Origin of the sequence: Ralstonia soli, from assembly GCF_023955655.1 — a bacterium.
Classification (GTDB): domain Bacteria; phylum Pseudomonadota; class Gammaproteobacteria; order Burkholderiales; family Burkholderiaceae; genus Ralstonia; species Ralstonia soli.
In genome coordinates this window covers 310440-333029 of sequence record NZ_JAMXHT010000002.1, presented here as the reverse complement: position 1 = coordinate 333029, position 22590 = coordinate 310440, and the positions used below count along the sequence as shown (strand labels likewise).

19 protein-coding genes are annotated in these 22590 nt (G+C 64.5%); 2 read left to right on the top strand and 17 right to left on the bottom strand.

Features of this window, described 5'->3' with window-relative positions; all coding sequences use genetic code 11:
* Nucleotides 1–25: 25 nt before the first annotated feature.
* The 16 genes from NG900_RS05285 to NG900_RS05210 all read right to left on the bottom strand — a co-directional run bounded on the left by NG900_RS05285 (nt 26) and on the right by NG900_RS05210 (nt 19410).
* A complete protein-coding gene (locus tag NG900_RS05285; RefSeq protein WP_252677549.1) occupies nt 26–1030 on the bottom strand; it encodes a WD40/YVTN/BNR-like repeat-containing protein in 1005 nt (334 codons plus the stop codon).
* A gap of 13 nt (nt 1031–1043) precedes the next feature.
* On the bottom strand, nt 1044–3407 hold the full coding sequence (locus tag NG900_RS05280) for an efflux RND transporter permease subunit (RefSeq protein ID WP_252677547.1): 2364 nt from the start codon (nt 3405–3407) through the stop codon (nt 1044–1046).
* An 84-nt stretch (nt 3408–3491) separates the two neighbouring features.
* Nucleotides 3492–5315, bottom strand: a complete 1824-nt coding sequence (locus NG900_RS05275) for a DUF1302 domain-containing protein (RefSeq protein ID WP_252677545.1) — start codon at nt 5313–5315, stop codon at nt 3492–3494.
* Between the two features lie 75 nt (nt 5316–5390).
* The gene (locus tag NG900_RS05270) at nt 5391–6752 is read right to left on the bottom strand and encodes a DUF1329 domain-containing protein (protein WP_420804121.1); all 1362 of its coding nucleotides are present in this window, start codon (nt 6750–6752) and stop codon (nt 5391–5393) included.
* 72 nt (nt 6753–6824) lie between these two features.
* Nucleotides 6825–8255: an aldehyde dehydrogenase family protein gene (locus NG900_RS05265; RefSeq protein WP_252677543.1), complete on the bottom strand. Its 1431-nt coding sequence runs from the start codon at nt 8253–8255 to the stop codon at nt 6825–6827.
* Between the two features lie 323 nt (nt 8256–8578).
* Entirely contained in the window at nt 8579–9421 is an 843-nt protein-coding gene (locus NG900_RS05260; RefSeq protein ID WP_252677540.1) for a LuxR C-terminal-related transcriptional regulator, read from the bottom strand.
* Nucleotides 9422–9486: 65 nt separating this feature from the next.
* Nucleotides 9487–11529, bottom strand: coding sequence for a phenylacetic acid degradation bifunctional protein PaaZ (gene paaZ / locus NG900_RS05255; protein ID WP_252677538.1), 2043 nt, complete (start codon nt 11527–11529; stop codon nt 9487–9489).
* Nucleotides 11530–11545: 16 nt separating this feature from the next.
* On the bottom strand, nt 11546–12631 hold the full coding sequence (gene paaE, locus NG900_RS05250; protein ID WP_252677536.1) for a 1,2-phenylacetyl-CoA epoxidase subunit PaaE: 1086 nt from the start codon (nt 12629–12631) through the stop codon (nt 11546–11548).
* A gap of 16 nt (nt 12632–12647) precedes the next feature.
* Nucleotides 12648–13181 (bottom strand): 1,2-phenylacetyl-CoA epoxidase subunit PaaD, encoded by a 534-nt coding sequence (gene paaD / locus NG900_RS05245; RefSeq protein ID WP_252677534.1) that lies wholly within the window; start codon nt 13179–13181, stop codon nt 12648–12650.
* Entirely contained in the window at nt 13175–13948 is a 774-nt protein-coding gene (gene paaC, locus NG900_RS05240; protein ID WP_252677532.1) for a 1,2-phenylacetyl-CoA epoxidase subunit PaaC, read from the bottom strand. The genes paaD and paaC overlap by 7 nt, the downstream gene beginning before the upstream one ends.
* 8 nt (nt 13949–13956) lie before the next feature.
* On the bottom strand, nt 13957–14247 hold the full coding sequence (gene paaB / locus NG900_RS05235; RefSeq protein ID WP_252677530.1) for a 1,2-phenylacetyl-CoA epoxidase subunit PaaB: 291 nt from the start codon (nt 14245–14247) through the stop codon (nt 13957–13959).
* A 22-nt stretch (nt 14248–14269) separates the two neighbouring features.
* A complete protein-coding gene (paaA, locus tag NG900_RS05230; RefSeq protein WP_252677521.1) occupies nt 14270–15292 on the bottom strand; it encodes a 1,2-phenylacetyl-CoA epoxidase subunit PaaA in 1023 nt (340 codons plus the stop codon).
* A gap of 36 nt (nt 15293–15328) precedes the next feature.
* Nucleotides 15329–16639: a phenylacetate--CoA ligase PaaK gene (gene paaK, locus NG900_RS05225; RefSeq protein ID WP_252677514.1), complete on the bottom strand. Its 1311-nt coding sequence runs from the start codon at nt 16637–16639 to the stop codon at nt 15329–15331.
* A gap of 15 nt (nt 16640–16654) precedes the next feature.
* The gene (gene paaI / locus NG900_RS05220) at nt 16655–17095 is read right to left on the bottom strand and encodes a hydroxyphenylacetyl-CoA thioesterase PaaI (protein WP_252677512.1); all 441 of its coding nucleotides are present in this window, start codon (nt 17093–17095) and stop codon (nt 16655–16657) included.
* Nucleotides 17088–18611, bottom strand: coding sequence for a 3-hydroxyacyl-CoA dehydrogenase (locus tag NG900_RS05215; protein ID WP_252677510.1), 1524 nt, complete (start codon nt 18609–18611; stop codon nt 17088–17090). Before NG900_RS05215 ends, paaI begins: the two co-directional genes overlap by 8 nt.
* A gap of 7 nt (nt 18612–18618) precedes the next feature.
* Nucleotides 18619–19410, bottom strand: coding sequence for an enoyl-CoA hydratase-related protein (locus NG900_RS05210; RefSeq protein WP_252677508.1), 792 nt, complete (start codon nt 19408–19410; stop codon nt 18619–18621).
* Nucleotides 19411–19825: 415 nt separating this feature from the next.
* On the opposite strand from NG900_RS05210, the gene NG900_RS05205 reads away from it, so the two are divergent.
* Together NG900_RS05205 and NG900_RS05200 are read left to right on the top strand one after the other, a co-directional pair.
* Nucleotides 19826–20257: a YciI family protein gene (locus NG900_RS05205; RefSeq protein WP_252677507.1), complete on the top strand. Its 432-nt coding sequence runs from the start codon at nt 19826–19828 to the stop codon at nt 20255–20257.
* Between the two features lie 98 nt (nt 20258–20355).
* Nucleotides 20356–21492: an acyltransferase family protein gene (locus NG900_RS05200; RefSeq protein ID WP_252677505.1), complete on the top strand. Its 1137-nt coding sequence runs from the start codon at nt 20356–20358 to the stop codon at nt 21490–21492.
* 27 nt (nt 21493–21519) lie between these two features.
* On the opposite strand, the gene NG900_RS05195 is transcribed toward NG900_RS05200, so the two are convergent.
* Nucleotides 21520–22338, bottom strand: a complete 819-nt coding sequence (locus NG900_RS05195; RefSeq protein WP_252678431.1) for a class I SAM-dependent methyltransferase — start codon at nt 22336–22338, stop codon at nt 21520–21522.
* Nucleotides 22339–22590 lie beyond the last annotated feature (252 nt).

Sequence of the window (22590 nt, the reverse complement as noted above, 5' to 3'; positions counted from 1 at the left end):
GCCTGTGTCTGCGGCAGCGAGCGCCTTATCTGGCGACCACGCCGTCCTTGGAGAACAGGACGGTCGAGCCGTTGGGAGCGACCACCAGCGCCGTCAGCACGTCATGCCCTGGCAACCGGCGTGCCACGAAACCCGACTGCCCCGCTTTGAGTTGCGTGACGCTGCCGTCGAGCGCGACGCCCACCACGCCCTGCGGCGTCGACTTCAAGTCGGTGATGGAATCGCCCGCGCCGGAGGGCATCGACTGCCATGTCGCACCACCGTCGTGGCTGGCAAACAGGTTGCCGCGCAAGCCACCCACGTAGAGCACACGATCTGCCGAAACCGTGCCACTCCACAACGTGCCCTTGTAGCCGGTCTGCGTTGCCTGCCACGACCCGCCGTTGTCGGCCGACTTGAACACGGTGCCCTGTTCACCGGCAATGTAGAGATCCTGCTGCGCCCCCATGAACACGGCATACAGGTTCAGGCCACTTTTGCCGGCTCCCGTACCCTTGCCCGCATCAAGCGTCTGGCGTTTCCACGTATGCCCGCCGTCGTCGGTGCTCAACAGTAATGACCACAGGCCGACGGCCCAGCCGTGCTGTGCATCCCGGAAGGCGATGGAGAACACCGGCTGATCAACCGTGGTATCGGAGCGCTGCAAGGCCCACGTCTCTCCGCCATCGTCGGTCTTGAGGATGACGCCCCAGTGCCCCGCCGCCCAGCCGTGCTTGGCATCGACAAAGGTGACAGACGTCAACGTCGAATCCGACGGCACGCCTTTGGCCTGGCGGAAATGCGCGCCATTGTCGTCAGACAGCAGGACCACACCGTGCTCGCCCACCGCCACGATGCGCGAGCCGGCCAGCGCGGCGCCGAGCATCATGTTCTGCGTGGCATCGGCACGCACCTTGGCGGCATTCAGCTTCAGGGCTAGCGTGCCCGGGACGGCGCTGGCCTGCTCCTGCGCGCCGGCGACATGCGCCAGTTGCAGGGCGGCAACAACGGGAATCAGGCGAATGGCCGTCTTCAACGTATTGGCTTTCATCGTGATCCCTCGCTTAGTGGCTGAACAGGCTGGAGCTCTTGACGGCCTTGCTGCGGGGGAATACCCGTGCAAGCAGAACCGCCAGTGCCGGCAACGCCGTCATGGCCATCACCAGGTTCACCACAAACATGAACGCCAGCAGCTTGCCCATGTCGGCCTGGAACTTGAGCGCGGAAAAACTCCACGTTGCCACGCCCACCGCCAGCGTGATCGCCGTGAAGATGGTGGCCACGCCCACTTCCAGGATCGATTGCTCGACCGCCTTGACGATGGGCACGTCATTCGCCAGATGCAGTTGCAGCCGGTTGTAGATGTAGAACGCGTAGTCAACGCCGATACCCACGGCCAGCACCATCACTGGCAGCGTTGCCACGGTCAGGCCGATCTCCAGCTCCTTCATGAACCAGTAGCCAATGAACGTGGCCACCGTCAGCGGCAGGCAGCAAGCAATCACCGCGCGGAAATCGCGATAGGCCAGCAGCACCAGAATGATGATCGCGGCATACACGTACAGCATCATCGGCAGCTCGCTGCGCGCCACTTCGTCGTTGGTGGCGGCCAGCACGCCGGCATTGCCTGCCGCGAGGCGGATCTTCAGGCCATCCAGATGATTGACCGCACCGTAAGCCTTGACCGCATCGATCACGCCGTTGATGGTGGACGCCTTGTGGTCGGTCAGGAACAGGTGGACAGCGGTCATCTTGCAGTCCTTCGTCATGTACCCGCGCACGCGGTTGATCTCAGCGCTCAGCGCGGCATAGTTGACCGGGTCGATCGGGATGACCGACATCTTCGGGTTGCCTTCGTTGTAGCCCTCGCTATACGTGCGCAGCATCTGCGAGTACGAGCTGATGGAGACCACGCCCGGCACATGCTTCATCGATGCGGCAAAGCCGTCTTCAAAGCCGCCGATGCGCGGGTCGGTGCAGTCGTCTGACTTGGGGGCTTCGAACACGACGGTCAGCCAGTCCAGGCCAATGTCGTAGCTGCGGGCAATCGACACGGCGTCCTGGTTGAAGCGGGAGTCCGCACGCAGTTCAGGCGCACCCGGCTGCAGGGTGCCGACCACGCGGTCGCGGCTCTGCCACGCTGCCACCCCGAACACCACAGCCGTCACTGCAAGCGTAAGCACGGCATTGCGGGGCTCAGCAACGCGTGCCAGTGTCTTCAGCCAGCGTGCGCGGCGCTCGCGGGCGACCAGCGCGCTGTCTGCATACGCCTTGGTAAAGTGCATGCACGATGCCACCACCGGCAGCATCACCAGGTTGGTGATGATCTTGTAGCCAACGCCCAGTGACGCGGTGATCGCTAGCTCCCGCACCATCGGGATGGGAATCAGCAGCAGCGTGATGAAGGAGACGAACGCCGTCACCAGCGCGAGCGTGCCCGGAATCAGCAGGCCGCTGAAGCTATGCCGCGCGGCCTCTTCCGAACTGCGACCATGCGACAGCTCGCGCACGATGTAGTTGATCTGCTGAATGCCGTGCGAAACGCCAATGGCAAACACCAGGAATGGCACCAGCACGGCCAGCGGGTCCAGCCCGAAGCCGAGCAGGCGCAGCGTGCCGAACTGCCACACCAGCGAGGTGAGCGAACACACGATCGGGAGGATTGTGAAGCGAACCGACTGGCTGTACCAGTACACCGCACCGGCGGTCAGCAGCAGCGCCAGCACGCAGAAGATCAGCACCCCGGAGGCACCGTCCGCAATGTCGCCGATCTGCTTGGCAAAGCCGATGATCTGCACCTGGAAATCCGCGTCCTCATAGGGCTTGCGCAGCTTGTCTTCCAGGATGCGGTTGAACGCCACATAGTCGAGTGCACTGCCGTTGGCGTCGCGCTCGTTGAGTTCGGCGGTCACCATCGCGCTGGTCTGGTCGCGTGAGACCAGCACGCCCACATAGCCACCCGCCGCCGTTGCCTGCTGGATGGACTCGATGTTCTTGCTCGTTAGCGCCTCGGGCGTGATCGTGCCGTCGATGATCGGATCAGCGCGAAAGCCATCCTCGGTGATCTGGTTGACGAATGCGTTCGGCGTCCAGAGCGACTGCACGCCACCACGGTCCACGTTGGGCAGGTAGCTCACTGCCTGGGTCACCTGGTACAGGCGCTCCAGCCCTTCGCGCGTCCAGATCGTGCCTTTGCGCGCCTTGACGACCACCGTGATCCGGTTGGCACCGAACAGCGCATCGCGGTATTTCTGGAAGGTCTGGACGTACTCGTTGCCGATCGGGATCTGCTTCTCGAACCCCGCATCCATGCGCAATTGCAGCGCGAAAAAGGCCATCACGGCCGTGAACAGCGCAATCACGGACAGCGTGACCACACGATGCCCGAAGAACAAGGCTTCAAGCTTTTCAACCAATCGGCTCAGCACGTCATACCCCTATCTGCTTGCCATTCATCCAATCGCACGCGCCCTGCACGTTGCCGGGCGCGTGCTTCCGTCGTGTGCCTAGGGTCAGAAATTGCGCGTGGCAAAGAAGCCGATGAAGTTGCGGTCGGAGAACGGCTGACCGACCGTCTCGTGGCCACCCCAGAACATGGTGTAGTTCAGCCCCAGCTGCCATTTCGCCGGGTTCTGGTTGAACAGCACGTACAGGTTGGCCGACTTCGCTCCCTGCGCGTAGTTGCCCGTCAGCGTGGGCGTGTACCCATAGAGCGACTGCGTGTAGGTAATGCCAGGCGTGACCTGCCAGCCCGGAATCACCGTGCCGTCATACGTCCAATTGAAGTCGATGGTGGCTCCCATCGAGCTGGCCGTGCCCTTGGACTCTGCAATCGGATACCCGAGGCCGGAGTTGTTGTTCAGCCACGCGAAGTACCCCGACGCCGGTGCCTGCGTCACGGCGGTGCCGTTCATGTTCCGCGTGATGGTGCCGTTCGATGGCAGGCCCGGGTAGTAGATCCAGGTCAGTTCCGCCGTCAACACCGCCACGTCGGCCTTGATCAGCTTCAGCCACGGGTAGTCGCTCTGCGTGAGGTTGAGCTGTCCGTTGATGTCGTACTGGAACTTCTTGCGATCAACCCACTGGTTGCACTGGAACCCGGACGTGCCATTCGTGATGAGGTCCAGCGGACCACCCGCGCCATAGCAGCTCGACAGCGACACGGCATCACGCGGGCGGTAAGACAGCTCCGTACCAATCGCCCAGTCGCCCACCGAGAAGTTGGCGCTGACGCCATACAGCTGGCGGTTTTGCAGGTACTGCCAGCGGTTGGTGCCATCGGCCAGCGTCGACAGCACGGGCGCCTTGTCGGTGTAGTTCTCGTAGTAGAAGCCGAGGTTCACATCGACCGACTGCGGCTTGTAGTTGAACTTCACGCCAAACTGCGGCTTCGTGTTCGTCGGCAGCGCGACCGAGATCGGCACGCCGAATGAGTTATACGGCGGCCCCGCATACGCACCATTGACCAGGCCGTTGTTGACCGAAGCAAGGGTGTTCGAATCGTGGCTGTTCGGCCCGGCGATGGTGCCGGCATCCACGCCACCCACGTTCGGGTTGTTGCTGTTGAGCGTGGTTGGTACCGCGCCCCGCCCGAAGTTGTTCGTCACCGACCAGTAGCTGCCGACCGCCGGATAGCGGTTGCCGTTCCACTGGAACTGGTAGTACGCCTCGGTGCTCAGCCCCGGTGCGATGCCGGTGGCAAAGCTCACCATTGGCGCCGGCAGCAGCGCCTGCTTGAGCTGCGTGCCCGGGATCAACAGCTTCTGGATATCGACCGAGTTGGTCGCGTTGATACCGCCCGATGCGAAGTAGCTCTCACCCCAGTTGATGACCTGGTTGCCCAGGCGGACGTGCGCCGATTGATCGCCGATGTGGAAGTCCTTCTCGCCCCAGAAATCGAGCAGCTGGGCGTTCTGCGCAATCTGCGCCTTCGCATCGCTCGACAGCGGCGTGCGCGCGGTGCTGGCGGCCAGGAAATCGTAGTACGCGGTGCCGCGTGCCAGAAACTTCAGGCCCTGGCTCGGCATCGAGAGCAGCAGCTCGCTCGTCGCGCTGACATAGGTGGAAAACGCCTGACCTTTGCGGTAGTTCAGGTCGCCCATGTCGCCGAAGCCCCACTGGTCGACATTGGCCGATGCACCGCAGCCGTACCGGTTCGGGTCACCCGTGAGCGAGCAGCTCGGGCTCTTGGTGCGAACCCCGCCGCCCGCCGTCAGGTTGGTGACCCACGAGCCCTTGATGCTGTCATCGGACAGCGAAAATTCAACTGCGTGCGCACTGCCGCACGCGATGAGCGCCGCGAATGCAATCGCGCGCCGCGCCGTCAATCTGTTCATTGAGCGTCCCCGCCTTTTGATTGGAAGCCGGGCGCGCCGGGGCGCCCGGAAATTGCCGAGATGGCTAGATGACTATCAGCGTTCGCTGACGCTGCGCAGCGATTCGGACGAGTAGAAGTCGTCCTTGAAACGGGGATCGGTGGTGTCTTCGTACCAGCGGATGTCGGTGTTGGTGCCGATGGTCGACTGGTCGGTCACATAGCGGCCGTTGGCCAGGTCATATTGGACGAACGGCTCCACATCGCAGGCGCCGTGCAGCTCGTACACCGGAATCGGATACGCCTCCTTGACCTTCCACAGCTTGCCCTGGGCATCGTAGTCTTCGCCGGCCACGATCAGGCCGCTGTCCTCGTCGATGTAGAACACCTTCTTGGATGCCACGTGGCGCACGCCCGATTTGACGGTCGCCTCCACCACGTTGACGCGGTGCAGTTCATACCGGCGCGCATCGGCGTTCACGCCATCAAGCTTGTAGATGTCGTCGAACTTGGCCTTGAAGTTGAACATCCCGAAGCTGTTGTACGGGATATAGACCTCCTTCTTGCCGACCAGCTTCCAGGTGAAGCGGTCGAGCAGACCGTTGAAGACCCACGGCTCATCCAGCGTGTACTGGTTCTCAAAGCCGATCTGCGGGGCGTCATACGCATACGACGGCATGCGGCGCACACGGCGCTGGCCCGTGAAGTAGTAATACGTCTCGGGCGCCTTGCTGAAGAAGTTGCGCTGCGCCACGCCCTGCCCTGCCAGTGCGGCCGGCATTTCGTAGCCGAAGTAGATGCCGTAGAGCATCCCGGCCTGCTGCGGCGTGGTCGTGCCCTTCTTGCCCCACGGGAAGAACAGCGTCTGCTTGGATTCGGCGGCAATCCACTCCGTGCTGCCCGGGCGCGGCGAAACCGCCGTCACTGACTTCTGCCACTCCGCACCCACGCCGCGATAGCGCGCCAGGTAGTTCCACATGGCTTCCGCACCGTTCTTGGGGGTGGGGAACGGCATGCCGGGCAGGCTCGCGGTCTCCAGTGCCTCGCCGGCAGCGTCCAGCTTGGCTTGCGTGGCGTTCTTCTCGGTGTTGGCGCGCACGAAATCCGGCGCACCGCATTCGCGATGGGTCGGATACACATCCATCCGATAGCCTTTCTTCTGCTTGATCAGCTGGATCTGGCCCGGCGTGAGGTGGTCTGCGTATTTGTCGACGTTGCCCGCATCGATCGAATACAGCGGCTTTTCGCCCTTGTGCTTCCAGAAGTCGCCGCGCAGTTTGCCGTAGGACCAGCCGGCCGGTGCGGGCTGTGGCCCCGCATAGGCCGGGATCTTGCCGTCGGCGCTTGCCGATTTGTCCATGCCGGCGTTGTCCGCAAAAGCGGGCGCACTGATGGCGGATGACAGGCCGGCCAGGGCAAGCGCCGAGCACAGCCGTGCCACGCGTGTCTTGTGTTCCATGATGGTTCCTCCGGTGGCCGCTGAGGCAAGGCATATCGCCCGCGCGGCACTGTTGATTTGATGTTTTCTGGGTTATTTCTTGACGCTGATCACTTGCGGCTGCGTGACCGACTTGAGACCGTCGACACCAAACTCGACGCCCCAGCCCGAACGCTTCACGCCGCCGAACGGCACCATCGGGTGGACCATGCCGTGCTGGTTGATCCACACCGTGCCGGCCTCGAGGCGCGAGGCCACGGCTGCGGCACGTTCCACATCGGAAGACCACACCGACGCGCCCAGGCCCACCTCCAGCCGGTTAGCACTGGCGATGGCCGATTCCACGTCCTTGTATTTGATGATCGGCAGGACCGGGCCGAACTGCTCCTGATCGACCAGGCTGGCGCCGTCTTCGATGTCCGTCACCAGCGTGATGGGGTAGAAGTTGCCCGGGCCGCCCGGTTCCTGGCCGCCGCAGACGATGGTCGCGCCGCCGGCCTTGGCCTGCTCCACCAGCGCGACCACCTTGTCGTACTGCATGCGATTCTGGATGGGCCCGACGGCAATGCCGGGCTCCATGCCGTTGCCCATGGGCATCGCCTCGGCCAGCGCCTTCAACTCGGCGACCACCGTGTCATGCAGGTTCTCCGGCACGTACAGCCGCTTGGCTGCGGCGCAGGTCTGCCCCATGTTGAGGAATGCCCCCCAGAACAGGCCCATGGCGATGGCCTTCGGGTCGGCATCGGGCAGCACGATGGCGGCGTCGTTGCCGCCGAGTTCCATCGTGGTCGGCACCACGTTGCGTGCGGCCGTGGCGGCAATGCGCGCGCCGGTGGCCGTCGATCCGGTGAACATGATCTTGTTGATGTCCGGGTTCTCGACCAGCGCCGCGCCCACTTCGCCGGGGCCGCTGACGGTGTTCAGCACGCCTGGGGGCAGGATCTTCGCAATCAGCCGGACCAGTTCCAACGTGCCGATGCTGGTGTATTCCGACGGCTTGAGTACCACCGTGTTGCCCGCGCGCAGCGACGGCATGACCTGCCAGATCGCGATCAGCAGCGGCCAGTTCCAAGGTGCAATCGCGGCGATGACACCGAACGGCTTGCGATGCACCACGTCGCGGCGCGTGTCGTCTTCAAACACGACCTCGGCCGGCATGTCGAGGCTGGCCGGCACCTGCGTCCAGACTTCGCAACCCCACAGCTCGAAGCGCGAGCCGGGCACCTGGTCGGGGCCAACGCCGCCCAGCGGCTTGCCCTGTTCGCGCGTGACCCACTCGGCCAAGTAGTCGGCATTGGCCTTGATGACCTGGGCGACTTCCATCATCAGCGCCTTGCGCTCTGCATCAGGGCGTGCGGCCCAGGCGGGTTGGGCGGCCTTGGCGGCAGCCACGGCTTGTACGACCTGTTCGGTTGTCGAGTGCGGCACCAGGCCGAGCGTTTCACCCGTTGCCGGATTCTTGGATTCAAAGGTCCGCGCACTGGCAACGGACTGCCCGTTCACGGTGTTCTCAAAGGTACGCACAAGCAGGTCTCCAGAAAGGGGAAATTCAACGCGCCGGACGCTTGGGTCCGCTCAAGGCAACCTGTACTCACAGCCTCCAACGGCTGCAAATGGAAGGGCATACCGACCGTCGCGAAGCAAGTCTAGGTAGGCAGTCCGGTCCGTTCCATCGCGAAGATTCGCAATAGGGTTAGCCCGTAGCGGACAGGTGAGGGAAAGGAAGAAGGGGCAGCGTGCCGCACCGTGGCAGTGCGTATGCCGCAAGATGGCCAGCCAGGCGCGCCATCCGTGCGGATGGCAAGCTGGTCAAGAGGGGTGTCGGGTGTGCGGTGGTGTGCTTGCCGTCAGGCAGCGGGCAACAAGTCTGCGAGCATCCGCACCAGACGGGCCGTGGATGGCGCGCCCAGCTTGTCGCGCACGCTACGCAACTGGTGATCCACCGTGGAGAACGAGCGATTGAGCTCGCGCGCGATCTCTTTGTAGCTCATGCCCCGCGCCACCATGCGCGCGATCTTCAGCTCTGCGGAGGTGAGCCCGGCCAGCGCCGGATGCACCGGCACCGAATCCGGCACGTGGGGCGCAGTGGGCATGGGCAACGCATCGTCCGCAGCCAATTGCCGGGCCACTGCAAGCACGGGTCCCAGCACCCCGCAGGCGAACAATGTGAGGTTGGCCCCCACGGCGGCGGTCCATGCGTGCTTGGGCTCCATCCAATCGGCGCACATCAGCCCGAGCGGGCGGTTGCCATTGCGCAATGCCACCGACAGCTTGGTCCGCGTGCCGATGCCGCGCAGTTGGGCGCGCATTTCCGGGCTCATGCGGCCGTCGTGCGCGACGTCATTGAAGACGACAATGTCGTCGCTCGCCCAGACAGCGGCGACGCCCGGGTCCAGCGCGTTCATTTGTACGCCAACCACGGAAGGGACGGATCGGTCCGAGCGCAGCGCCTCGATCTGCGGCGCATAGAGCGCCTCGCCCGGTTGCGCAAACCCGCCGTCAACGCGATCTGCGTCCACCATCTCGCGCAGCCACTCGGCACCCGCCTTCCAACATTGGTTCGGGTCGTCGAGATACAGCAGCAATTGCGCGGCAAGATCGCGAGCCGGTTGCCAAGGCAAGGTTTGGCGGTCATCAAGCAGCTTGCTGCGCAGATTGCGTTGCGCTCGCAGAATGTCATCACTGCGCATGACTCACCTCACCGGATTGACGCGCGTTGCGCGCCCCAAAAAAGGGCGCGCTTCACGCCACGTGGCTACGACCGTTTGGATACGAGCGTGAGGATATCGTAGCTCGCCACCAGTTCACCATCCTGGTTGGTCACCTCCACATCCCACGCCACCACGCCCTGGCCCACGCCATTGGCATCGCGCTTCTGGCGATCCACCTTGCGCTTGCACGTGAGCCGCGCGCGGATGGTGTCGCCAATGCCGACGGGCTTGGTGAACCGCAGCGTATCGAGCCCGTAGTTGGCCAGCACTGGCCCCGGCGCGGGTGACACGAACAGCCCCGCCGCCGCCGACAGCACAAAGTAGCCATGCGCGATGCGCTTGCCGAACTGAGACTGCTTCGCGGCGATATCGTCGAAGTGCATGTAGAAGTAATCGCCCGACAGGCCGCCGAAGGCAACGATGTCCGCCTCGGTGACGGTGCGACGGTGCGTGAGCAGCGAATCGCCGACCTGCAGATCCTCGAACCAGCGGCGGAACGGGTGCTCACTCGATTCATTCACGCGGGCGCCGCGTACGAACTCGCCCGTCACCGCGCTCAGCATGGTCGGCGAGCCTTGCACGGCGGCACGTTGCAGGTAGTGCTTCACGGCGCGAACGCCACCCAGCTCCTCGCCCCCGCCCGCACGCCCCGGCCCGCCATGCTTGAGTGCCGGCAGCGGCGAACCGTGGCCGGTCGATTCGACTGCGGCCTCGCGGTCGAGCACCAGAAGACGGCCGTGCCATGCCGCCGCAACGGGAACCGCCTTGGCAGCGATCTTCGGGTCGCGCGTGACGAGCGTGCCCACCAGGCTGCCGCGTCCGCGCGTGGCGAGCTCAAGCGCTTCGTCCAGATCGTCGTATGGCATCAGGGTACTGACCGGGCCAAAGGCTTCGATGTCGTGCACGGCAGCCGTTTGCAGCGGGTTCTGGCACAGCAGCAGCGTGGGCGCAAAGAAAGCGCCATCGGCTACGCCGTCGCCCACTGGAGCAAAACCGGCAGCATCACCGACGATCAGGTCGGCGTGCTGGCGCAGCATCGCCACGCGTTCTGCCACGTCAGCCTGTTGTGCGTGCGAGGCCAGCGCGCCCATGCGCACATCTTCGCGCGACGGGTCACCGACCACCGTCTTGGCCAGACGTGCCTTGAGCGCATTGGCAACAGCCTCCACGTGTTGACGAGGCACGATGGCGCGACGGATGGCCGTGCACTTCTGCCCCGCCTTGACGGTCATCTCGCGCGCGACTTCCTTGACGAACAAATCGAACTCTTCGTCGTCGGGCGTGACGTCCGGCGCCAGGATCGCGCAGTTGAGCGAATCGGCCTCGGCGTTGAACGGCACCGAATGGCGGATGAGGTTGGCATGCACGCGAAGCTTGGCCGCCGTGTCCGCGGAGCCGGTGAAGGTCACCACGTCCTGCTCCCGCAGGCGGTCGAGCAAATCGCCCGTGCCGCCGATCACGAGTTGCAGGCTGCCCGGCGGCAGGATGCCCGACTGGTCGATTAGGCGAACCGCGGCCTCCGTCACGTAGCTGGTGGCGGTGGCCGGCTTGCCGATGCAGGGCATGCCCGCGATGAAGCTGGGCGCGAATTTTTCGAGCAGGCCCCAGATCGGGAAGTTGAACGCGTTGATGTGCACCGCCACCCCGGCACGCGGCACCAGGATGTGCGTGCCCGCAAAGCCGCCTTTCTTGCCCAGCGGCATGGCCGGCCCTTCGTGCACCACGTTGCCGGAAGGCAGCTCGTTGCTGCCCATGCTGGCGTAGGCGAACAGCGTGCCGATGCCGCCTTCGATGTCGATCCAGCTGTCCGTGCGCGTGGCGCCGGTGTGTGCGGAAATCGCATAGAGCGATTCCTTGTGCTCCATCAGGAATTTCGCCAGCGCCTTGAGGCGCGCCGCGCGCTGCTGGAAATCCAGCGCCAGCAGCGGCTTGTTGGCTGCACGTGCAAAGGCAACCGCCTCGGCAAAATCGATGGCTTCTGCATGCGCGGCCGCTACGGGCCTGCCGTTGACTGCGCTGCGCAGCACCTGCGCGCTTTCCTGGCCGATCCAGCGGCCGCCGATCCAGCTTTGAAGTGTGGTGGTCATGATTGGTATGAAGGGTTTAGCGCTCGTCAAACGAAAGGACAACGCGCTCTGTCAGCGGGTGCGCCTGGCAGGTGAGCACGAAGCCGGCTTCGACCTCGCTCTTGTCCAGCGCGAAATTGCGCTCCATGCGGACCTCGCCTTCAAGCACCTTGGCGCGGCAGGTGCCACACACGCCCGAGGTGCAGGAGTACGGCACTTCCATGCCCGCGGCGGATGCGCAATCGAGCACGCTAGGCTGGTCCTTGCGGAATTCGATCTCCCGGTGCAGACCGTCGCGGATGATGACAATGCGCGCCACCTCCGCGTCGCCGGGGCGCGCTTCATGCACCACGGCGTCGACCTGCCCTTCGGCCTGTTTGGCCACGCCAAAGCGTTCGATGTGGATGCGGTCTTCGGGCACGCCAGCGGCCAGCAGCGCGGCTTCCGCGTCGTCGTTCATCTGAAAGGGGCCGCAGACGAACACGTGGTCGATGGTGGAAGCCGGCACGAGCGTGCGCAGGAACTCGCCGATCTTTTCCTGATTGATCCGGCCCTGGTACAGCTCGGCATCCGTATGCTCGCCCGAGAACACGTAGTGCAGCACCAGCCGCGACATGAACTGGTTCTTCAGGTCCTCGATCTCTTCCTTGAACATCGTCGAGCGCAAGTGCCGATTGCCGTAGATGAGCGTGAACGTGCTGTGCGGCTCGCGCGTGAGCACGGTCTTGAGAATCGACAGGATGGGCGTGATGCCGCTGCCGGCGGCAATCCCGACGTAGTGGCGGCTCTGCGTCGCGTCCAGCGGCACGAAGAAGCGGCCCTGCGGCGCCATCACCTGGATGGTGTCGCCCACGTGCAGGTTGGCGTGGATCCAGTTGGAAAATGCGCCGCCGTGGACCTTGCGCACGCCAATGCGCAACGCGTCATCGTCGACGCCGGAACAGATCGAGTACGAACGGCGCAGGTCGCGGCCGTCGATCTCCGTGCGCAGCGTCAGATGCTGGCCCTGCGTAAAGGCAAACGCATCGCGCAGGTCGGCCGGCACGTCAAAGGAGACGATCACGGCATCCTGCGTGTCCGGTTCGATCGCGCGTACACGCAGCGGGTGAAAAGAGAAATTCATGGCAGTCTCGCCTCGATCAAATGGGCTTGAAGTGTTCGAACGGTTCCAGGCACGACAGGCAGCGATACATCGCCTTGCAGGCCGTCGACCCGAATGCCGACAGACGCTCCGTCTTGTGGCTGCCGCAGCGCGGGCATGGCACGGCGGCCGCGGGCTCGCGCCGGCGCACGAACTGGATGCGCACCGCGCCGTCTTCCGAAACCGGCCCCGGCGGGGCGATACCGTATTCACGCAACTTGCGGCGGCCGTCTTCGCTGATCCAGTCCGTGGTCCAAGCCGGAGCACGCTGCAGGCGCACGCGCGCCGGCCCCAGGCCCGCCGCACCGATCGCGTCGAGCACGCTTTGCTCAATCACTTCGGTGGCGGGGCAACCAGAGTAGGTAGGCGTCAACACGATCTCGACGGTGTCGCCCTCCACGCAGACATCGCGCACGATGCCCAGATCGCGGATCGACAGCGCGGGCACTTCCGGGTCGAGCACGTCCGACAGCACATCCCACGTGCGCTGCACGCGCTCGGCCACCTCGGGTTGCGAGACTGTGTTCACCATGCGCCCCCAGGGTATGCGCGCTGCAGATACTGCATGTCGGCCAGGATGTAGCCCATGTGCTCGGTGTGCACGCCGCGCTTGCCGGTGCTGCGGAACGGCTGCTCCTGCGGCATGGCGAGCCCGGCCTCGTCGAACACCGCGGCCATCTCCGCGTGCCACGCATCCTTCAGATCGGACGAACGCGGGCCCAGCTGGCTGCTGGCGGCAAATTCATCAACGGCGTCGTCTTCAAAGAACTCCGGCGCGTACAGCCACAGCGTGTCGAGCGCGGCCATGAGGCGGCAGCGAGACTCTTCCGTGCCCTGCGCGAGCCGCACCACCCAATCGGCGGAATGCTGCACGTGGTAGCGCGCTTCCTTCACGGCCTTGCCCGCGATGGCAGCAAGCTCCGCATCGGAAGAGCTGGCCAGCCGCTCCCACATCAGGCGCAGATAAACGGCCAGCATGGTGTTGCGCAGCACGGTGACGGCAAAGTCGCCACGCGGCAGCTCGGCCATGGTGAGGTTCAGGTAGTCGCGCTCTTCACGCAGAAAGGCGAGCTGGTCTTCGTCAAGACGCTGACCATCGAGGCCGCCTGCATGCGTGAGCAGTGCGCGGGCCTGGCCGATCAGGTCAAGCGCCATATTCGACAGCGCAATGTCTTCTTCAAGGATGGGCGCGTGACCACACCACTCGCCCAGGCGCTGGCCCGAGATCAGGCAGGTGTCGCCCAGGCGCAGCAGGTAGTGGACAGCAGGCGCGCGGCTCGGTTGGATGGAAAGTTGCATGGCTGCGCTCACATGTGGTCGACGGATTCGGGCAGCGTGTAGAAGGTCGGGTGGCGATACACCTTGTCTTCCGCCGGATCAAAGTACGCGTCCTTCGTGTGCGGGTCGCTCGCCACGATGTCGGTGGAGCGCACCACCCACACGCTGGTCCCTTCCTGCCGGCGCGTGTAGACATCGCGCGCGAGCTGGATCGCCATCTTGGCGTCGGCGGCGTGCAGGCTGCCGCAGTGCTTGTGATCCAGACCGGCCTTGGCCCGCACAAAGACTTCCCACAGCGGCCATTCGTTTTGCGTTGTCATGTCGATTCCTCTTCGAGTCGGGTCAAGCCACTTGCTGAGTGTTGGACTGCTTGTCGGATTGCTTGCTGGCGAAAGCCAAGGCGGCCTCGCGCACCCATGCGCCGTCTTCCCAGGCCTTGACGCGCGTGCCCAGTCGCTCGCGGTTGCACGGGCCATTGCCGCCCACGACACGCCAGAATTCGTCCCAGTCGATGGGGCCGTGGTCGTAGTGCTCGCGCTCTGCATTCCATTTGAGGTCAGGGTCCGGCAGCGTCACGCCCAGCACCTTGGCCTGCTCGACCGTGGCGTCGATGAACTTCTGGCGCAGCTCGTCGTTGCTGACGCGCTTGATGCCCCAGCGCATCGACTGTGCCGAGTTGGGAGACTGGTCGTCGGGCGGGCCGAACATCATCAGGCACGGCCACCACCAGCGGTTGACGGCGTCCTGCACCATGGCCCTCTGTGCATCCGTGCCCTGCTGCATCATCACCAGCAGCGCGTCAAAGCCCTGGCGCTGGTGAAAGCTCTCTTCACGGCAGATGCGGATCATGGCGCGCGCATACGGCGCATACGAGCAGCGGCAGATCGGTACCTGGTTCATGATGGCCGCGCCATCCACCAGCCAGCCGATCGTGCCCATGTCAGCCCACGTGAGCGTCGGGTAGTTGAAGATCGAGCTGTACTTCGCCTTGCCCGTGTGCAGCGCTTCCAGCATTTCATCGCGCGAGGTGCCGAGCGTTTCCGCAGCCGAATACAGGTACAGCCCGTGCCCGGCCTCGTCCTGCACCTTGGCCAGCAGGATGGTCTTGCGCTTGAGCGTAGGCGCGCGCGTGATCCAGTTGCCTTCGGGCAGCATGCCGACGATCTCGGAATGCGCGTGCTGGCTGATCTGACGCACCAGCGTCTTGCGGTAGTTCTGCGGCATCCAGTCCTTGGCTTCGACGTAGTTGCCGGCATCGATGTGCGCGTCGAAGTTCGCCTGGAGCGCTGCCTCGTCCGCAGAAGCCACTGCCTTCAAGGATTCATCCGGCTCTCGGCCCATCGTGTCCATGGCCTGTGTGTACATGGCGTTTCCTCTTTGGTTGGTTCAATGACCGCGGCTTCAGCGCGGGCGGGAATCGACGACCCGTCGGGCCTTGCCAGTCTGCGTCCGCTCAATGGACGCGGGTGCAAGCACCGTGACGCGCGTGGAAATGCCCACCAGCGTCTTGATGCGGTACTGGAGCCAGTTGGCGATCTCGCGAATCTCGTCACCGCCCATCTCAACGTGCTGCGGCTGCAGTTCGCAGCGCACTTCCACCTGATCCAGCAAGCCCTCGCGGCTCACGAAAATCTGGTACTGGCCCGACAGCTTCGCGTGCTGCAGCACGATCTCTTCCACCTGCGTGGGGAAGACATTTACGCCGCGGATGATCAGCATGTCGTCGCTGCGGCCCACGATCTTGCCCATGCGCCGGAACGCACGTGCGGTCGGCGGCAGCAGGCGCGTCAGGTCACGCGTGCGGTAGCGGATGATGGGCAGCGCCTCCTTCGTCAACGACGTGAAGACGAGCTCGCCCTCCTCGCCATCGGGCAGCACTTCGCCGGTTTCCGGGTCGATGATTTCGGGGAAGAAGTGGTCTTCCCAAATGACGGGGCCGTCCTTGGTCTCGATGCATTCGCTCGCCACGCCAGGGCCCATCACTTCGGACAGGCCGTAGATGTCGACCGCGCTGATGCCGGCCTTCTGCTCGATGTCGCGGCGCATGGCCTCGGTCCAGGGCTCCGCGCCGAAGATGCCGACCTTGAGCGAACTGGCCGCCGGGTCCAGCCCCTGGCGCACGAATTCTTCGATGATCACCTGCATGTAGCTCGGGGTGACCATGATGATGTCGGGCTTGAAATCCTGGATCAGCTGGACCTGCTTCTCGGTCTGGCCGCCGGACATCGGTACCACCGTGCAGCCTGCGCGCTCGGCGCCGTAGTGCGCACCGAGCCCGCCGGTGAATAGCCCGTAGCCGTAGGCGATGTGCACCATGTCGCCGGCCCGGCCGCCCGCCGCACGGATCGAGCGTGCGACCAGGTTGGCCCACGTGTCGATATCGTTCTTGGTGTAGCCGACCACCGTGGGCTTGCCTGTCGTGCCAGACGAAGCGTGAATGCGCGCCACCTTCTCGCGAGGCACGGCGAAGAGTCCGAACGGATAGTTGTCGCGCAAGTCCTTCTTGGTCGTAAACGGAAACTTCGCCAGATCGCTCAACTGCTTCAGGTCGCTCGGGTGCACACCCTTGTCATCAAAGGCCTTGCGGTAGTGCGGGACGTTGTCATACGCATGCTGCAGTGTCGCCTTCAGGCGATCGAGTTGCAGCGCGCTGATCTCGTCGCGACTGGCCCGCTCAATCGGGTCCAGGTCGTCGGCTGTGGGGCGGCTCATAACCATGGGGGTCTCCTATCGCGCGGCGGTCGCCGGCTTTCCTTTAATGGTGTAGGAACGGCCGCGAAACACGGCAATGCGTTCGTTCCGTTGATTGGTGATCTCGGTGTCGTACACGCCGGTGCGGCCAGCGCGGGACACCTCCACGCACGTCGCCGTCAACACATCGCCGGGCCACGCGGGCGCCATGAAGTCGATGCTGAAACCCGAGGCAACAGTCATCTCGTTATACGAGTTGCAGGCAAACGCAAACGAGGAATCCGCCAGTGCGGCGATGAACCCGCCGTGGCAGGTGCCGTGCCCGTTGAGCATGGTCTCCTGCACCGTCATCGACATCGTTGCGCGCCCGGGGCCGACGGCGTCGATCTTCATGCCCAGGCCGCGCGTTGCCTTGTCGTTGGCGAACATGGTTTTGCAGACCTCGTCTGCAATCGTCTGCGGATGCGGCTCAGTCATGGAACGTTCCCTTGGAGAAATGCTTCTTCGACAGTTCTGGCGAGCGGCGATAGCGCACGTCGCCGTAATGCTTGAGCAGATTGGCGAGCGTGAGCGCGACGCGCGAGGTGCCGATCGCATCGGCCCACGCCAGCGGCCCCTGCGGATACGCTGTCCCCAGGCGCATGGCCGTATCGATATCGGCCGGTTTTGCGCCACTCCAGGTCACCACGTCGGCGGCTTCGTTGGCCAGGCAGCACACCGTGCGCATGACGACCAGGCCAGCCACGTCGTTCATTGCCAGCACTTCGATGCCTGCGGGCGCCAGCGCTGCAGCCAGGCCAGCCAGTTGCGCGTTCGCGCCTTCGCTCGCTGCCGCGCCAATGACCTTGGTCGTCGCGTAGTCACGCGCCAGGTCCAGGAGCACGACCGTGTTGCCGAACGCTTCGGATGCCACTTCGGTGGCGGTACGGCCATCGGTGACGGCAAGTCGAACGTCGCCCATCGCCAAGGTGTCCGCCGGCAGCGATGCGTCGTTGGCCAGCTTCACGCCAGCGCCTTGCAGGCGCGCCACCAGCGGCTGCAGCAGCCCCAGTGCATCCGCATGGCGCAGGACGGGCGCATTCGCAGCGGGCCGCACCGGCAGTGCCTGTGGTGCAGCGGCGTCCGCGCTGTAGTCGTAGAAGCCATGCCCGGACTTGCGACCGTAACGCCCCGATCGCACAAGCTCCTGTTGGATCAGGTGCGGTGCATAGCGCGGGTCGTATGCCGTCGCCTGGAATACGGATTCCGTCACGGATAGGTTGACCTCTACCCCGATGAGGTCCATCAGCTCAAACGGCCCCATCGCAAACCCGCCGGCTTCGCGCATCAGGCGGTCGATGGTCGGCGCATCGGCGATGCGCTCGGCCAGCAGGCGCAGTCCTTCGGCATAAAGCGGCCGGGCCACGCGATTCACGATAAAACCCGGCGCGTTGGGCGCATCCACCGATGTCTTGCCCCAAGCCGCCGACAGCGCGTGCATGGCGCGGACCACTTCAGGCTCGGTCCGCACACCCGCGATGATCTCGACCAGCTTCATGCGCGTGGCCGGGTTGAAGAAGTGCCAGCCGACCACGCGCCCCGGGTGTTCGAGCGCTTGGGCAACAGCCGTCACCGAAATCGACGAGGTATTCGTCGCGAGGATGGCATCAGGTCCAAGCGTCGCTTCAAGCTGCTTGAACAGCGATTGCTTGATGTCCAGGCGCTCGACGATCGCCTCCACGGCGAGGCGGCATCCCTTCAGGTCACCCACGCTGTCCACGACCTGGATGCGGTTGAGAATTGCATCGCCATCTTCGGCGGCGATCCGGCCGCGCTTGACGGCACCGGCGATGTCCGCGGCAATGCGCGTGCGGCCGGCGTCGGCGGCGCCCTGCTGCGCGTCATACAGGCGCACCGGGTGCCCCGCTTGCGCGGCAACCTGCGCGATGCCGGCGCCCATGCTGCCCGCGCCGATCACGGCAACGGGCGTTTGAATATCGAAGTGGTAGGACATGGCGATGTCAGCGGTCGGTAAATGCCGGCGTGCGCTTGGCAACGAATGCCGCAACACCTTCGTTGTAGTCGTGCGCGAAGCCCAGTTCACGCTGCAGTTGCGTCTCCGCCTCCAGGGCGGCTTCCATTGACAGCAACCCGGCACGGTCGAGTGCGCACCGCGTGGCGACAAGCGCCTTGGTCGGCATGGCAGCCAGGCGCTGCGCGATCGCCTGCGCTTCATCAAGAAGAGAGGCGTCATCAACGCACTTCCAGATCAACCCGATGCGCTCTGCGTCTTCAGCGCCGAGCTTGTCGCCCAGCAACGTGAGGCCCAGTGCATTTGCCCGGCCAACCAGGCGCGGCAGCAGCCAAGTGCCGCCCGTATCGGGCGCCAGCCCAATCTTCGAAAACGCCTGGATGAAGCTCGCGCCGCGTGCTGCGATGACGATGTCGCAGTTCAGCGCGATATTGGCGCCCGCCCCTGCAGCCACACCATTGACCGCCGCCACGACCGGCGTCGGCATCGAGCGAATCCGCTGCACCAGCGGTTGATAGAAGCGCTCGATCATGACGCCAAGATCCTTGGGCGCGTTGCCGGGAGCCACCAGCGGATCGGCAAGATCCTGTCCCGCGCAGAACGCCCGGCCCGCACCGGTCAGCACGACGCAACGCACGGTGGCGTCGCCCGCAATGTGACCGAGTGCATCGAGCAATGCCCCCAGCATGGCGCTGTTCAGGCTGTTGAGCGACTGCGGGCGATTCAGCGTGAGGGTGCGGACGGATCCGGTCTGCGAGGACAGGATCAGGGGCTCAGACATCTCGTCTCCTAGTACGTCGAGGTGCGTATGTGCTTGATTCGACTCAAATCATTAGCAGACCGACCGGTCGGTTAATAATAATATCGTTCGCAGGTTTGATGTAGCGCAATCAGATCGGTGAAAACCCTCAGCCTACGTTTCCCCCTCCGTCTATCTGGGCCCGAAGGGTGCTGAAGCATGTGCTGCTGGCGCTGCGAAGAGACGGTGGCCCCCCCGGACGCGTCATCGCGTAGGGAGACGTGCGCCGCGTCATCAGCTCCCGCACGAGACCGGTGTGCCACCGTACTCCTGCACGTTGTTGCACTTTTTATTGCCGATCATGCCGATTCCCACCACTCTTCATTCGACGTACAAGTCAGGGCGCGAATACTCTAGCGGCGCCTACCCTACCCAACCGAACCCAAGGAGAAACGCCATGCGATTCATGGTCCTGCGACTGGCCGACCAAGACACCGAAGCCTCCGTGATGCCCAGCGAGGCACTGCTCACCGCCATGGGCAAGTACATGGAAGAGCTCGCCAACGCAGGTGTGCTGCTAGGCGGCGAAGGCCTGCACCCCAGTTCGCGCGGCGCACGTGTGGAGTTCAAGGACGGCAAGCCGACGGTGATCGACGGCCCCTTTGCCGAAGCCAAGGGGCTGATTGCCGGCTACGCCATGCTGCAGGTCAAATCGGAGGAGGAAGCCCTCGAATGGGTCAAGCGCTGGCCCGCGCTGGATGGCGGCGGCAATGTGCGTCTGGAGATCCGCCGCGTGTTTGAAGCGGAAGATTTTGGTCCGGAGTTCACGCCGGAGGCCCGCGAGCGTGAAGAACGCCTGCGTGCCGAGCTCGCGGCCAAGCAGCCGTAGGCGGTGTGATCACGCGGCACACCGCTTGCTGAAACAGTTGAATTGTCGATAACAGGACGGCAGCGGAGCCTCGACCGCGCTGCCGTCGTCCATGCTGCGTGACCCGTTCTTCGTCGTCCCTTCTGAGCATCCAGGCACTGCGGGGTTTTGCCGCGCTGTACGTGGTGGTGTATCACTCCGGGCTCGCCCTGGCCCATGCCGACATTCCCGCCCTCCCGTGGCTGACCACGCATGTGATCAAGCGCGGGCATGTGGGCGTAGATGTGTTCTTCGTCATCAGCGGCTTCATCATCGCGTGGGTCGCCATTCTGGGCCAGGGCACGGGAAAAGAGCCGGAGCCGCCCGGCGAATTTCTCGTCAAGCGCGCATTTCGGCTGGCACCGCCCTACTGGCTCATGTCGGTGCTGCACTCCACCTGGCTCAATCCGGTGTCGGCGGGCGTGCTGCTCTCGTCGCTGGCGTTCATGCCACAGGCCAATGTGGATGCACCCTACTTCGGGTATCCGGCGCTGTACGTCGGCTGGTCACTCAACTACGAGGTGTTCTTCTACGCGTTGTGCGCGTTGGGGCTGGCGCTGTTCGGCCGGCGTGCGCTGGCTCTGGTGGCACTGGCGCTGTTCACCACAACGATCATCATGCCGTTCTGGCACAGCGGCATCGTGCTGCGCAACCCGGAAGCGCTGTACGACTGGGCCACGCCGCTGCAGGCCATGGCCGCCAATCCGCTGGTGCTGGAGTTCCTGCTGGGAGCGGGGCTGGCATGGCTGTATGCGGCACATCGCCAGCGCCTGACACCCGCGTTTGCGCGCGTGCTGCTGGCCGTGGGCGTGGCGACCTTCGTGATGTCGGCGGTGGGGCCGGCACCCAAGTTCGACCTGTTCTGGCGCGGGCTACCCGCAGGCGCTCTGCTGATCGGCATGGTGGCCATGGAGCACTGCGGTGAACTGCGCGTGCCACGTGTCGCTGTCTGGCTGGGCGAGCTGTCGTACGCGTTATACCTGGCGCACCCGAGCGTGATCGAAGCCACGCACCGGCTGGTGGGCGTGCTGTCGCCGCAATGGATCGGTACACAGTTGATGCTGTTCGCCGTCAACCTTGCGCTCACGCTTGTGCTGGCCATGCTGCTGCATCGCTATGTGGAACTGCCGTCCATTGCGCTGGGCCGTCGCACGATCGCTTGGATGCGCGACCGGCGGCATGCCTGGCGCACGCGACTGGGCACGCAAAAGCCGTGACACCTTTGCGTAGCACCTACCGATATCTCAGGCCGTGACGCTGAACATCAGCGCCTGAAGCTTTCCATCGACCGGCCCGGCGCCAAACTGTGCGGCCAACGCGTCTGTGCAGGCATCGGTGGCATCGTCCAAGGCAGTGGGGCCCAAAGCCTCCAGCTCGCCTCGCACTGGGGTGCCCTGGCAGTAGGCCATGGCCACCACGCGCGCCGTATCTGCGCGGCTGCGTGCTGTCACGACATCACAGGCGAGTTCTGCGGCAAAACCGCCCTGGCGTGCATCTGCCTGAAGCGCGGCGCGATCGTAGTGGCCATGCGGCGTGCGTGCCAGAAACATCGGCGGGTTCTCGGGAAAGCGTTTCGCCAGGGCACGCGTGACGGCGTTTGCGAAATCGTTGTCCTCGATGCGATCCCATACGCTGAAGAGCAGCGTTCCGCCCGGTGTCAGCACGCGCCGCGCCTCAGCAAAGGCCTTGGGCCGGTCTGGAAAGAACATCACGCCAAACTGGCAGACCACGAGGTCAAAGCTGCCGTCATCAAACGGCAACTGCTGCGCATCGGCCTGTTGCCACGTCACGGGCCGGGTGGTGCCTACCGCGGCAGCGCGATCGAGCATCGGCGGGTTCAAGTCGGTGGCGACAATCTCGGTGGCTTCTGAGAGTGCATGCGCCATCGCGCGCGTCACGGCGCCGGTGCCGGCCGCCACTTCCAGTACGCGTTTCGGCGTGCCCCGTGCGGCCCGGGCAGCCATGTCCACCGCATAGGGCGCAAAGATCAACGGGACCAGCAGCGTGTCATACAGCTCGGGAATCGAGCCGGCGAACACCTTGTCGTTGCCGCGTGCTTCCATCATTCACCGCCTTTGCCCGAAGTGAGGGTCGGGCATGTGTGGTTATAGTCCGGATCCGCGCGGCAGGCACTCCGTCAAGTCGACTAGACGACCAAGTGCGCCTGCCCAGGCACGAGCGCGCCACCTTCCAAGGACGCATTTGCTGACGCAGGACCGGATTTCATGGCCATGCATGAAATCGCCTGATGCGCCGCAACTGCATCGACACCTGGCAACCCACCCGGTTAACATGGCGGGCATCCAATCGATGTG